Below are 13,375 nucleotides of genomic sequence, written 5' to 3' on the forward strand. Positions count from 1 at the left end.
GGCCTGCAAGGTGAAGAGAAGTTTGACAGGCTACAGCCCTTCAAAGAAAGCCGTCAGGTTGTGGCCAAGGGCGTCGGAGACATATCCGCCTTCCTGTACGAGAACCAGTGGCAGCCCAGTGCCTGCGATGGTCGATGCGATCCGGGTAAAGCCCTGCGTGCTTACCGCCAGGCCTTGGAACGGGTCATCTTCATGCGCATCAAGGCCCAAAGCAACCACGATGGCCGTCGCCCCGAAGTCGGAAATCGCACCCAATGCTGTGTCCAATGCTGTCAGAAAAACGGCGTCGTCACTGCCGCGCATCAAAGGCAGGTTGAGATTTGCCCCCTCACCTTGCCCTTCTCCGCGTTCTTCTGCATGGCCCCAGAAGAAAGGATAAAACCCATCCGGATCGGCATGGATCGAAACGGTCAGCACGTCGCCACGTGCATAGAATATGCCTTGTGTGCCATTGCCGTGATGCACATCCACATCCAATATTGCAGGGTGCATCCTATGATCCAGCAACCGCTGCGCCGCGATGGCGGAGTTGTTCAGAAAGCAAAAGCCGCCTGCCTGATCGGCATAGGCATGATGCCCTGGCGGTCGGCAGAGCGCATAGGCATGTCTGTCGCCCGCCAGAACCGCATCCGTCGCGGCAATGGCCGATTGTGCCGAGGCGTAGGCCGACATGTAGGTGTGCGGCCCGATTGGACAGGCCGTATCAGCCTGATGGTAGCCGGCCTGACCCACTGCTGAGCTGGGATAGCCATCGCTGCGCGCGCGGGGGTGCACATTTGGAATGACCTCCGGCGCGGCGCCTGGCAGGACTTTCCATCTTTCGTGAATCGTCTGCAAAAAGGTCAAATACCGCGCGTCATGCACCGCCGCGATGGGCGCCAAACCCGCATCAGGTGGCGTATGAAAAATAGCTCCCGCATCTTCTGCCCCTTTTCGCAAAAGCTCAATGCGCTCAGGGCTTTCCGGGGATGGTTTGATTACGCCCTGGTGAAGGAAGTTCTGCGGATGATGCGCGGCTTGTGCGGAATCGAGAAAAACTTTCATGCCTGACACTCAAATCAGATCACGTTTTTTCTGTAAACCTAGCCTTACAAATTCAAATGCAGCAACATCGCGACAAATCAAGTTAAGGGAATCGCATGAAAAAAGTCTCGGTCGCTAAGTTAGACACCCTGCCGGATCGCAAACCACAATACGCGCTGGTGGGTGAGGTAGACCTCGTGGTGGTGCGATTTGATGAGGAGGTGTCGGTGATGTATGGCCGCTGCCTGCATCGTGGGGCGCTCATGTCGGACGGTTTTGTGCAGGGCGATAACCTGATTTGCGGACTGCACTACTGGGATTACCGTCTCGACTCGGGCGTGTCGGAATATAACAACGCCGAAGTACTGCCAAAATTCACCTCCTGGACTGATAATGGTGAGGTTTGGGTAGATGAGGATGAAATCAACGCCTGGGCCAAAGATCACCCCCAACCGTTTCAGCGCGATGAGTACTTAGGCCTTTATGCCGACACGAGCCACGGCACGGAAGAAGAGCCGCATAACGCACTTGTTCAGCGCTACGCACGCGAAGGACTTTCCAAAACAGGCCATCACGGCGTGGTCGACAGCATGGGGGTGCCGCGGGCCGAGCTGCCGGATTGGGATGACATTCAGATCATCACCGCGCAACTTCATCGCGCGCCGCTTCTGGACGACGACCCAGTAAGCACAGAGGTTGTGATCGGCCCGAATGCACAGAAGCCCTTAACACTTGATATCCCGCTCTTCGTCTCTGACATGAGCTTTGGCGCTTTGAGCGAGCCGGCCAAATTGGCACTGGCGCGCGGGGCAGAGCTTGCCGGAACCGGGATTTGCTCAGGCGAGGGTGGCATGCTGCCCGAAGAGCAGGAAGCCAACAGCCGCTATTTCTATGAGTTGGCCTCGGCCCGGTTCGGATTTGAGTGGGATAAGCTGGACCGAGTGCAAGCCTTTCATTTCAAAGGCGGGCAGGGGGCCAAGACCGGCACGGGCGGGCATCTGCCCGGAGCCAAGGTCAAAGGCAAGATCGCCGATGTGCGTGGACTTGAAGAGGGGCAGGACGCGATCTCGCCTGCGCGCTTCCCGGAATGGACAGATCCCAGCCAGATCAAGGACTTCGCTGATCAGGTGCGCGACCGCACAGGCGGTATCCCAATCGGCTTCAAGCTCAGCGCGCAGCATATTGAAAAGGACATAGACGCGGCCCTAGAGGTGGGCGTGGACTATATCATTCTCGATGGGCGCGGCGGCGGCACAGGGGCCGCACCGCTCATCTTCCGTGACAATATTTCGGTGCCGACCATTCCAGCCTTGGCACGGGCGCGACGGCATTTGGACCGCCTTGAGCGCGGCGATGTGAGCCTTGTCATCACAGGCGGGTTGCGCAAGCCGGTTGATTTTGTGAAGGCGATGGCGCTGGGCGCGGATGCTGTGGCGCTGTCCAACTCAGCCATGCAAGCGATCGGCTGTATCGCCATGCGTGCCTGTCACACCAATAACTGTCCGGTCGGTATCGCCACGCAAAAACCGTATCTGGTGAGCCGTCTGGTGATTGAAAAATCCGCGCGGCAGTTGGCCAATTTCTTTGAGGCTTCGGTAGAGTTGATGCAGGTGATGGCCCGAGCCTGTGGGCATGATCACCTCTCGAAATTCAACGCAGATGATCTGACTACCTGGAAACGCGACATGGCCGACCTGTCAGGCGTGGCCTATGGAGGCCTGCAATGATGGCCGCGGGGCTGGTGATTTTGGCGGAATACTGGCTCATGATGGGTGCAGTTGTCGCGCTGATCTTCCTTACAATCGGCATTGACCGCATCGATGAAGATGCGCGCGGCGCCTACATCTTTCGCCCACTGCTGGTTCCCGGCGTTTTGCTCATCTGGCCGTTGGTGCTATGGCGCTGGTACGCGCTAGAGACGGGTCGCTCCGATGAAACCAAACGCTACAAAGCGGTGCGCGGGGCGCATGGTTTCGTTGCGATTGGCATGGCCATCTCTATTGCGATCATCATCGCCACGGGGCTCAGCATCAAACAAACCTGGCCCGCTCATGTCGCGCCTGAGCGACTTTCGGAGGCAGGGCAATGAGCGTCAAGTATATCCCTGTCCAATGGAACCCGAACAAGTGGATCTATGACGGTATTATGCTAGCCGGTGTCGCGGCCTTTCTTTGGATATTTATCCACATCACCCCCGAAATCCTCAGCCACGAGCGCCCGATCAACAGCCAGGTGCACAACGCCCGCGCCTTTGGGGCCTGCGCATTCCTGATGCTCTCGATCATCCTGGCGATTGGTCCTCTGGCCAAGCTCGACACGCGTTTCATGCCGCTGCTCTACAATCGTCGCCATTTTGGGGTGATGACCGCTTTTGTCGCGACCGCCCATGCGGGGTATATCCTCAATTGGTATTTCGCCTTTTCGTTCGTGCCCAAATGGGATGCGCTGCTTTTGTCAAACACGAACTACGGCCAGCTTTTGGGCTTCCCGTTTGAGGCGCTGGGGGCGTTGGCTTTGGTGATTTTGTTGATCCTCGCCGCGACAAGCCATGATTTCTGGCTCAAGTTTCTCACAGCTCCAGTCTGGAAGCGCCTGCATTACCTGATCTACGCGGCTTATGTCTCCGTGGTCGCGCATATCAGCCTTGGCATCCTGCAAGATCAGCAGAGCCTGTTCTTGCCCATCTTTTTCATCGTTACGGCTTTCGCTGTCGCACTCCTGCATGTCTGGGCTTTTCTGGCGGAACGCAAAACGGGCGACCCGCTGGCCACAGCGGATGGCGATTGGATGCGCATCTGTCAGGCGGATGAGATCGAGGAAGGGCGCGCGCGCATCGCGCTTTTGCCCGATGGCAAGCGTGTGGCGGTGTTCAAACATGAAGGCAAGCTTTCGGCCATATCGAACGCCTGTGCGCACCAAAACGGCCCTCTGGGTGAAGGGCGCATCATTGATTGCCTCGTAACGTGCCCCTGGCACGGGTTTCAATACCGGGTGACCGATGGCCAATCCCCGGCACCCTTCACCGAGAAAATTCCAACCTACAATCTGCGTGTCGAGAACGGCGCGGTTCTGGTCGATCCGCATGCCAACCCGCCCGGCACGCATGTTGATCCTGTCGAGGTGGCGTGATGTCTGACAATAAAGACAAACCGTTTTTCGTAGGCTACCTGACTGCTCCTGACGGATTGCGCAGTTTCCTCATCGGGATCGGCATTGGCTTGGTGTTGCTCATGGCAGGCGTGGGCCTTGGCATTGGGGCCACACAGGATGATCCCGGCAATGGCGCCTTTCGGGGCGACTATGGCCGCCAAACCGTAACTGGTGTGATGGAACTGACACCTTATCCCGTGGTGCGTGTCACCCAAGGCAGCGAACATGTCCCTGAGGGGCACACGCTCATGCTTTCGGCAGGCGGCAAACAAAGCCTGATGAACCGGGTGCGGGATTTGGACGGCGAGCTTGTCACGGTCTCCGGCACTATTCTGGACCGGGGCGAGTTGGACATGATGCAGGTGCGCGGCGGGCAGAATGGCATTGCGAGAGCGGAAGGCGACGCGCCGGAGATGGAAAGCGAAGACCTGGGGCGTTGGCGCATTGCAGGTGAGATTTGCGATGGAAAATGTCTGGCTGGGGCGATGCGCCCTGGCACAGGTATTGCGCATAAGGCTTGCGCCAACCTCTGTCTGATCGGAGATATCCCACCGGTCTTCGTCAGCACGCAGCCCGTCGAGGGCAGTGAATTTCTGTTGGTCGTCGGCCCGGGTGGCACGATTTTCCCGAAATCCGCCTATGACCTTGTTGCGGCCTATATTTCGGTAGAGGGCAAGGTGGTGCGCCATGGTGATCTTCTGGTGTTCCATCTGGAGCCGGACACAGCGGAGCTGGTGCAATGATCCGGCGGCTGATCTGGACCGGAATTGCAGCCACCGCCGGTTTTGCCCTTCTCTACATTTCCCGCTTTTGGGTGTTTCAACTTTGGGGCCGTGAGGGGCTTTTCGGTATCGAGGCTCTACGCCCCCAGGGCGGATTGCTGGCGCGATGGCTGCGCGGCACGGATTTCGCTGATTTTGAACTGGTGATCTGGGTCGTGCTCAGCTTCCTGACCCTCACCATTCTGCAAAAACTCTATGACCTAACCAGTGGCGGGAGCCACGAGTGAAAGGAAAAGACATGGCCAATGAAGCACTTGACTGGATTTCCGTGGGCTATGTCGAGGACTTGCCCGAAGGCCGCGTGAAAACTGTCACGGCACGCACCACCTCGATCTGTCTGGTGCATTTCGACGGACAATGGGCGGCGATGGACAACCGCTGCCCGCATCAGAATGGACCTCTTGGCGAAGGCTCCATCGAAAAAGGCGTGGATGACCAATGCTGGGTGCGCTGCCCCTGGCATGGCTGGGATTTTGATCCGCTGACCGGTAAACCTCCCGGCGGGCACGAAGACACCGGACAAAAGATGTTTCCGATTGACGTGCGTGATGGAGAGATTTTTGTAGGGTTGGAGCCGGAACCAGAGGCCCCGCGCACAATCAGTGACGCGATGGTCGAAACCTTTGTGAACTGGGGACTGAAGTCTGTTTTTGGCATGGTGGGGCATTCCAACCTTGGCCTCGCCGAAGCCATCCGGCTCAAGGTGGGCAGCAAAGATCTCAAATACTATGGCATCCGCCACGAAGGAGCCGCAGCTTTCGCCGCCTCTGCTTACGGCAAGCTCACGGGCATGCCCGCAGGGTGCCTGACCATTGCAGGTCCTGGAGCCACCAACCTTCTGACCGGAATGTGGGACGCCAAGGTGGATCGCGCCCCCGTGCTGGCGCTGACGGGGCAGGTGCAGACCCAGGTGCTTGGCCCCGGTGCATTTCAGGACATTGATCTGGCGTCTGCCTTTGCCGCTGTGTCCCGCTTTTCACAACCGGTCTTGGGCGGGGCCAACGCCGTTGAGTTGGCCGCACTGGCCTGCAAAAACGCCATCATCAATCAAGATGTCGCGCATCTCATCTTCCCCGATGACGTGCAAACCGTGCCCTCCGACAAGCCTGCAAGCCATCCCGAGGGCCGTATCAGCCGCGTGGATGTGACACCATCTGCATCCGACCTTGACGCTGCAACGGACAAGATCAATGCCGCCAAACGGCCCATAATCATTGTCGGCCACGGTGCCTTTGATGCGCGCGAAAAAATCATTGCATTGGCTGAGAAACTTGGTGCGCCAGTGCTGACCACGTTCAAGGCCAAAGGCCTGATCCCCGATGATCATCCAAATGCCGCAGGCGTTCTGGGCCGGTCAGGCACGCCCATTGCCAGCTGGTTTATGAATGAAACTGATCTTATCATAGCTCTGGGCGCAAGCTTCTCAAATCATTCGGGAATTGAACCCTCCAAGTCGATCATTCAGGTCGACTATGACCGGATGCAATTGGGTAAATTTCACCCGGTTGACCTTCCCGTCTGGGGAGAGGTCGGTGTTTTTTGCGACTCCATGGCTATCCGCGTCAAACCGAACACCAAAGCCGTTGATCAGGTCAACGAACTGGCCGACCGCTGGCGCATCTGGCGGGATGAAAAGACCATGCGCCTGACAGAGGATCACGGCACCGGCCTGCATTCCGCGGCGGTGTTCAAGGCGCTTTCGGAACTTGCACCTGATGACGCAATCTTTGCTGTGGATGTGGGCAACAACACCTATTCCTTTGGCCGCTATCTGGAAACCAAAGGCACACAACGCGTTCTTATGTCTGGCTATCTTGGCTCTATCGGCTTTGGTCTTCCCGCAGCATTGGGTGCCTGGGCCGCGGCGCAGGATTTTGACGCCCTCAAAGGGCGCAAGGTCATTTCGATTTCCGGCGATGGCGGCTTTGGTCAGTACCCGATGGAGTTCACCACAGCCGTGAAATACGGCATGAACATCACCCATCTTCTCCTGCATAACGGTCAGTTGGGCAAAATTTCCAAAGAACAACGCGCTGGGGAATGGCCGGTGTGGGAGACGGACTTGGTGAACCCGCCTTTTTCCGCCTTTGCACGGCTCTGCGGCGGTATCGGCGAAAAGGTCACCGAAGCCGATCAGATTGCACCAGTGCTCAAGGAGGCCCTGGCGGCTGACGGCCCGGCGTTGGTCGAATTCATGACAGATGCGGAGTTGGTTTAGGCAGGAATAGTGTATTCTTCTCAGTGAATGCTGCCGCGCCTATGCGTGGTTATCCAAGAATTAATCATTGTAAACAAACCATAGCTGACCAAAGCCTGTCGCCCGCGATCTAGATAGCCATTGTCGCTCAAGCTGCGATGTGTCAGAACAAACCGCAAGTTGAATACGGTTCAGAGACCCACCAATGACTGATTTCGCAACCCGCAGAACCATGATGGTTGATACTCAAATCCGGCCTTCGGATGTTACGAAGTTTCCTGTAATCGAGGCCATGCTGTCTGTCCCGCGCGAAGCGTTTGTCCCTGATGCGCTGCGCGAGGCGGCTTATGTCGGCGAAAACATTGATCTGGGCGGCGGGCGCGTGATGCTGGAGCCCCGCACATTGGCCAAGCTTTTGGATGCGCTCGACATTCAGAATGATGAACTGGTGCTCGATCTCGGCGCAGGGCTTGGATATTCCTCCGCCGTCATCGCACGCATGGCCGAAGCTGTGATCGCGGTTGAAGATGACGAAACCCGCGCAACCGAGGCACAGACAATCCTATCAGACCAGGGGGCCGACAACGTTGTGCTCCACCATGGCGCACTGACCGAAGGCGCTGCAGAGCATGGGCCCTACGATGTGATCGTTGTCCAGGGCGCGGTTGAACAGGTGCCGCAATCGATCACAGATCAACTGAAAGAGGGTGGGCGCATTGGCTGCCTTTTTGCTGAACAGACTTTGGGTGCTGTTCGCATTGGCTACAAGATTGACGGAGACATCAACTGGCGGTTCGCGTTCAACGCAGGTGCGCCTGTCCTAGCAGGCTTTGAACGCCACGCCGCTTTCACCTTGTGACAAAAGGTTCACACGGGAGGCAGAGCATGCAACCAAGAATAAAAAACTGGCTTAGATCAGCCAGCATCGGCATCGCGATCACACTTTCAACCAGCGGATTGCTGCGGGCCGAAACCCTCGCGGAAACCCTGGTGAGCGCATATGAACACTCAGGGCTTTTGGATCAAAACCGCGCGCTCTTGCGTGCCGCGGATGAAGATGCCGCGCAGATATTGGCTGCTCTGCGTCCGATCATCAACTACAGCGCTGATATCACACGAACTTTTGGCCAAACGCGAAATGGTTTTGGGACCTCCGGTCTGTCGAACCAGGACGTGAATGTCGGCATTTCCCTGGAACTTCTGTTGTTTGATGGCGGTCAGACACGTTTTCAACTTGAGTCAGCAAAAGAGACTGTGCTGGCAACCCGCGAGGCGCTGCGCAGTGTTGAGCAACAGGTTTTGCTGCGCGCAGTCGCGGCCTTTCAGGACGTGCGTCGGAACCAGGAATTTGTCGCCCTGCGGAACAACAACCTGCAACTGCTGCGTCAGGAATTGCGCGCCGCCCAAGACCGCTTTGAAGTGGGCGAGGTGACGCGCACTGACGTGGCGCAAGCCGAAGCACGCCTTGCCGCCGCTCGCAGTGAATTTGCCGCAGCAGAAGGTGATCTGGCGCAGTCCATCGAAGAGTTCCGCGCAGCGGTTGGCCGTCGACCCGGTGCCCTGCAGCCGCCACGTCAATTGCCCAACCTGTCTGGTGATATTGACGCCTCGGCGCAGATCGCCGTGCGCAATCACCCGGATATTCTGCAGGCACAGCGCCAGGTTGCGGCTGCTGAGTTGAACGTCTCAGCGGCGGATGCAGCAACCAAACCACGGACAAGCCTTTTTGGTAATGTCGCGGCAGGCGAAGAAATCGGTGGTGATGACTTCAGTCGAACTGGAAGCTTTGGCGTTCAGGTTACGGGGCCAATCTATCAAGGTGGTCGCATCAGCTCGCTCAAACGTCAGGCAATGGCACAGCGCGATGCCAGCCGTGGCAACCTGCACGAAGTGCGCCACCGCATTGTTCAGGATGTGGGAAATGCCTACGCGATCTTGCGTGCCGCACAGGCCCAGCGCCGCTCTAGCCGCGAACAGGTGCGCGCCGCGGACGTGGCATTTCGCGGGGTGCGTGAAGAGGCCGCACTCGGCGCGCGAACAACACTGGACGTGCTTGATGCCGAACAAGAACTGCTCGACGCGCGTGCCAACATGATTGCGGCAGAAGCCGATGTCGTGGTTGCCGCCTATTCCGTGCTGGCCTCTTTGGGGCAACTCACGGCCAAGGATCTCAATCTCGATGTGCAGCTCTATGATCCGGCGGCGTACTACAATTTGGTCAAGGACGCTCCAGTGCCGATTAGCCCCCAAGGTCAAAAGCTCGATCGCGTGCTGCGAGCCTTGGGCAAAGAATAAAATACGAAGGGTTTGGGTTATTGTGTGATTTTCCCGCTGGGGATACACTGCGCTCAGGCAAGATTGGTAATTGAGCATGTCTGATCCCGTCTCTAATGCGGAAATCGAGGACGTTCTGTCCTCCATTCGTCGACTCGTATCTGTGAATCATCGAGGCGAAACGGGCCTTGGTGTCAAAGTCGAACCTCAGAGCCAAGTGTCCCATGACGATGACCAGGACATAGAAAACGATGCATCCCTGGACACCCAGATTGACCCGGCAGATACGCCGGATGTCACCGTTTATGCGGAAGCCGAAGATGCGTCCGACAATGCCGCCAAGGGGCTTGAGCTTGGGACGACAGGTGTAAAGCTGGTTCTGACACCGTCCCTTCGCGTGAACGAAGAGGAACAGTCCGACGACACCGTTGATGAGCAGGCCACCCCTGCAGATCAACACGAATCAGATGCATCACACCTTGCAGAAGAGCAAGAAGACGCAGAGCATCAGGACGACGACTATGACGGCCATGAGTCGCTCGGAGAGGGCGATGACCCTCTGAAAGCACCTGAAGAAGGTTCAGATTTCGTTCGGCTGCGTCAAGAAGTTAAGACAAAGGCGTGGATGACCGACGACGTTGCCAGCGAGGCTGTTCCTGAAACGTCAGAGTCAGAGGACGAAACCTGGCCCGAGGACGCGTTGCAGGACGACGATTTGGATGCCGAGCTTGCTGCGACATCTCAGACCGAAGAGGCAGACGACTGGACAGAAGAAGACCTTCAGGACGACATGTCGGCACCCGAACCAGAGCCAGCCAAAGAGCCAGCCGCCAATGAGCTGGAGGCACGGATCGCCGAAGTAGAGGCCGCAGTGGCCGCGCGATCCGAACAATGGGATCCAGACGCCGCAGAACAAGATGATTACGCCGGTGGACAAGTCGATCCTTTGCCCTGGGAAGATCACGGTGAAGACGAGGACGAGGTCGCGCCCGAGGATGAAGTCGAGGAAGTGAGCCCCGAAGACGTAGAGGCGATCGAAGAAGCGGTTGTTCTGGATGAAACGACCGAGCCTTCATCTGAGCCCCCTTCCGAAGACACTGTGCATGCACCTGTCGAAGAGCTCAGCCCCGACCCCCAACCTGAGCCGCTGAACCTTGCAGACGTGGCGCTGACGGACGATGTGACAGAGATTGTATCCGACGCTATCACCGAGAGTGCGGCAGAAGCGGCAGCAGACGCAGCTTGGTATTCCGAGGACATGGTCATTGACGAAAACACATTGCGCGATCTGGTCAGCGAGATTGTGCGTCAGGAATTGCAAGGGGCACTTGGCGAACGCATCACGCGCAACGTGCGCAAATTGGTGCGTCGCGAAATTCATCGGGCCATGATGGGGCAGGAATACGACTAGGTCCGCGTTTGCGGTGTTTCCGCCAAACTGAGCAACAAATCCAGGTTCATATGGGTCTCCAGATGGTTGGCCAGCGCATCGAGCGTGTTCTCGACCTGCTCGCCATATTGAAGATCAGATGCACCACCCAACTCCCGTAGATACGCAGCACGGAACGCGTCCGAGGCAAAAAGCCCATGCAGGTAACATCCCCGCACGCGACCATCCGAAGACGCTGCACCCTCTGTGCGATCTCCGACCTCCAGCCAGGCCCGTGCTGTGTCGGGACCAGTGGTTTTTCCAATGTGAATCTCATAGCCCTTTACCATGTCACCTGTGGTCGAATATCTCGCGTCTGTCAGCGCCAGGCGTTTCTCCGGATGCATCACCGTTTTCACATCAAGAAAACCCAAGCCGCGAACCGCGCCGGGCGGTCCTTCAATGCCCTCTGGGTCAGCAATCTCCTGACCTAACATCTGATACCCGCCGCAAATGCCCAGAACATGCCCGCCGCGCCGAATATGCGCCTTAAGGTCCACATCCCACCCGTTGGCGCGAAAATCCGCAAGATCGCCAATGGTGGATTTGCTGCCGGGTATGAGCACAAGATCTGCATCTCCCGGCAAGGCGCGCCCCGGCTCAACGATTTCGACACTGACGCTTGGTTCAGAGGAAAGCGGGTCAAGGTCATCGAAATTGGCAATCCGGCTCAGCCTTGGCACAACCACCCGCAGCGCTCCGCCGGTCGAAGACCGGATATCCATCACATCCTCGGCAGGGAGCCGCCACGCATCCGCAAACCATGGGATTACGCCAAGCGAAGGCCAACCGGTCCGCGCGGCAATCTCACTCAGACCCTCGTCAAATAGCCGGACATCCCCCCGGAACTTGTTGACCGCAAATGCTTTGATCCGATCCGCGTCTTCTTCGGGCAAAATAACCTGTGTGCCCACAAGCTGGGCAATGACACCGCCCCGGTCAATGTCACCTACCAGCACAACAGGCACGCCAGCGGCCTCAGCAAACCCCATATTGGCAACGTCCCCGGCGCGCAGGTTGATCTCAGCCGGACTGCCGGCCCCCTCCACCAGAACAAGATCAGCCGTGTCGCAAAGCCGCGTGAAACTCTCCAGAACTGGCGGCAGCAGCTTGGGTTTCACCTTGGCATAGTCACGCGCGCGCAAAGTATCGAAACGCTGACCCTGGACCACCACCTGCGCGCCGATCTCTGACTCAGGTTTCAGCAAAACGGGGTTCATATCCGTATGCGCATCCCGCCCACAGGCCCACGCCTGCAAAGCCTGCGCACGCCCGATCTCACCGCCATCCACGGTCACAGCGGCATTGTTGGACATGTTCTGCGGTTTGAACGGGGCCACTGACAGACCGCGGCGTGTATATGCGCGCGCCAGCCCAGCCACGACCATCGACTTGCCGACGTTTGAGCCTGCCCCCTGAATCATGATGGACTGTGCCATGGCCTGACCTCATAGTACCCGCGTAACAGGTATAACTCGTGCCACATCTTGGAAAGCCATGAACACGCCCGCCCATGTGATTTTTGCGACTGCGGCCTTTGCACGCCCCTATGATCGAAAGCGCACTTTTGCGGCTATGGCCGGGGCTTTGGCACCGGATCTGTCGCTCTATCTGATGGCCGCGACTTCGCTGTATGTTCTCGGGCTTAGCCCCAACTATGTTTTCAACACGCTCTATTTTTCGGATGCCTGGCAGCAGGTGTTCAAGGTCGACAATTCTTTCCTTGTTTGGGGTGCGGGGTTTGCCTTGGCTTGGTGGTATCAAGCGCGCAATGGCATGGTCTTTGCCGCCTCCGGGCTTATGCATCTGGCGCTGGATTTCCCATTGCACCACGATGATGGACGCCCGCATTTCTGGCCCATCAGCGACTGGGTCTTTCAAAGCCCCATCAGCTATTGGGACCGCGCACATCACGCCACCATCGTGGGTCCGATTGAAATGGCGCTTTCTGCGCTTTTCTGCGTGATCCTGATGCTGCGCTTCTCCAGCCTGCGATCTCGCCTGTTGATCGGAGCGCTGGCTGTGCTGCAACTATTCCCGGTCTTTATCTGGATGTTTATCTTCGCCAGTGATGCGGTCTGAACCAAGCAAAAAGCCCTGCCAGAACTGACAGGGCCTTTTGAGCAGCAAATTGATCGGAAAAGCCTACGCAGCTTCTGCCTGTGCAGCCGCATTGCGGCGTTCGCTCTCTTCACGAGACAGCGCGACAGACGTACGGACACCCTTGGAGACGAACTCCATCAGGCCGGAGACCACGCGCTCATTGGGGTCGATCCCCGCGCATGACAAAACCTCCCGTCCGTCGCGCGACCGCGCCCAACGAGCGATCTGTTCCGGGCCATTGCCGTACTTCTTGTCGTCTGCAATGGCATCGTCCAGCGCAGCCAACACCACGGCTGCAAAGAGTTTACGGGCGCGATTGCCTTGTTCGGCATTGAACGCGGAGCCGTCAACGAAATCTCTCATGTTTCGTCCTTGTTTTTCTTTATTATTGTCTTTTCGGCGTAGCGACGTTTATGG

At 57.7% G+C, this 13,375-nt stretch carries 13 protein-coding genes; 10 read left to right on the forward strand and 3 right to left on the reverse strand.

The features are described from left to right. Nucleotides 1-30: 30 nt before the first annotated feature. Nucleotides 31-1,044, reverse strand: coding sequence for a histone deacetylase family protein (locus RZ517_RS05995; RefSeq protein ID WP_338550558.1), 1,014 nt, complete (start codon nucleotides 1,042-1,044; stop codon nucleotides 31-33). A gap of 95 nt (nucleotides 1,045-1,139) precedes the next feature. Between RZ517_RS05995 and RZ517_RS06000 the strand changes: the two genes are divergently transcribed. The 9 genes from RZ517_RS06000 to RZ517_RS06040 all read left to right on the forward strand — a co-directional run bounded on the left by RZ517_RS06000 (nucleotide 1,140) and on the right by RZ517_RS06040 (nucleotide 10,837). After that, complete coding sequence (locus tag RZ517_RS06000) at nucleotides 1,140-2,750, forward strand: glutamate synthase-related protein (RefSeq protein WP_338550559.1); 1,611 nt, start codon at nucleotides 1,140-1,142, stop codon at nucleotides 2,748-2,750. Further along, nucleotides 2,747-3,112 (forward strand): hypothetical protein, encoded by a 366-nt coding sequence (locus RZ517_RS06005; protein ID WP_338550560.1) that lies wholly within the window; start codon nucleotides 2,747-2,749, stop codon nucleotides 3,110-3,112. The genes RZ517_RS06000 and RZ517_RS06005 overlap by 4 nt, the downstream gene beginning before the upstream one ends. Then, nucleotides 3,109-4,152 (forward strand): Rieske 2Fe-2S domain-containing protein, encoded by a 1,044-nt coding sequence (locus tag RZ517_RS06010; RefSeq protein WP_338550561.1) that lies wholly within the window; start codon nucleotides 3,109-3,111, stop codon nucleotides 4,150-4,152. Before RZ517_RS06005 ends, RZ517_RS06010 begins: the two co-directional genes overlap by 4 nt. Continuing rightward, complete coding sequence (locus RZ517_RS06015; protein ID WP_338550562.1) at nucleotides 4,152-4,916, forward strand: hypothetical protein; 765 nt, start codon at nucleotides 4,152-4,154, stop codon at nucleotides 4,914-4,916. The genes RZ517_RS06010 and RZ517_RS06015 overlap by 1 nt, the downstream gene beginning before the upstream one ends. Further along, nucleotides 4,913-5,182: a hypothetical protein gene (locus tag RZ517_RS06020; RefSeq protein WP_338550563.1), complete on the forward strand. Its 270-nt coding sequence runs from the start codon at nucleotides 4,913-4,915 to the stop codon at nucleotides 5,180-5,182. Before RZ517_RS06015 ends, RZ517_RS06020 begins: the two co-directional genes overlap by 4 nt. An 11-nt stretch (nucleotides 5,183-5,193) precedes the next feature. After that, nucleotides 5,194-7,173, forward strand: coding sequence for a thiamine pyrophosphate-dependent enzyme (locus RZ517_RS06025; RefSeq protein WP_338550564.1), 1,980 nt, complete (start codon nucleotides 5,194-5,196; stop codon nucleotides 7,171-7,173). A 184-nt stretch (nucleotides 7,174-7,357) separates the two neighbouring features. Then, nucleotides 7,358-8,011, forward strand: a complete 654-nt coding sequence (locus tag RZ517_RS06030) for a protein-L-isoaspartate O-methyltransferase family protein (protein ID WP_338550565.1) — start codon at nucleotides 7,358-7,360, stop codon at nucleotides 8,009-8,011. 26 nt (nucleotides 8,012-8,037) lie between these two features. Further along, nucleotides 8,038-9,447, forward strand: a complete 1,410-nt coding sequence (locus RZ517_RS06035; RefSeq protein ID WP_338550566.1) for a TolC family outer membrane protein — start codon at nucleotides 8,038-8,040, stop codon at nucleotides 9,445-9,447. 76 nt (nucleotides 9,448-9,523) lie between these two features. Beyond that, nucleotides 9,524-10,837: a hypothetical protein gene (locus tag RZ517_RS06040; protein ID WP_338550567.1), complete on the forward strand. Its 1,314-nt coding sequence runs from the start codon at nucleotides 9,524-9,526 to the stop codon at nucleotides 10,835-10,837. Here RZ517_RS06040 and RZ517_RS06045 read toward each other — a convergent pair. After that, nucleotides 10,834-12,294 carry a cobyric acid synthase gene (locus RZ517_RS06045; RefSeq protein WP_338550568.1) on the reverse strand — a complete coding sequence of 487 codons (1,461 nt, stop codon included), beginning with the start codon at nucleotides 12,292-12,294 and terminating at the stop codon, nucleotides 10,834-10,836. The two genes, RZ517_RS06040 and RZ517_RS06045, sit on opposite strands and share 4 nt — an antisense overlap. A 58-nt stretch (nucleotides 12,295-12,352) precedes the next feature. Between RZ517_RS06045 and RZ517_RS06050 the strand changes: the two genes are divergently transcribed. Further along, complete coding sequence (locus RZ517_RS06050) at nucleotides 12,353-12,937, forward strand: cobalamin biosynthesis protein CobQ (protein ID WP_338550569.1); 585 nt, start codon at nucleotides 12,353-12,355, stop codon at nucleotides 12,935-12,937. Between the two features lie 63 nt (nucleotides 12,938-13,000). On the opposite strand, the gene RZ517_RS06055 is transcribed toward RZ517_RS06050, so the two are convergent. Next, the gene (locus RZ517_RS06055; protein WP_338550571.1) at nucleotides 13,001-13,321 is read right to left on the reverse strand and encodes a DUF6280 family protein; all 321 of its coding nucleotides are present in this window, start codon (nucleotides 13,319-13,321) and stop codon (nucleotides 13,001-13,003) included. Nucleotides 13,322-13,375 lie beyond the last annotated feature (54 nt).

The sequence above is a fragment of the Roseovarius sp. S88 genome (genome assembly GCF_037023735.1).
Classification (GTDB): Bacteria; Pseudomonadota; Alphaproteobacteria; order Rhodobacterales; family Rhodobacteraceae; genus Roseovarius; species Roseovarius phycicola.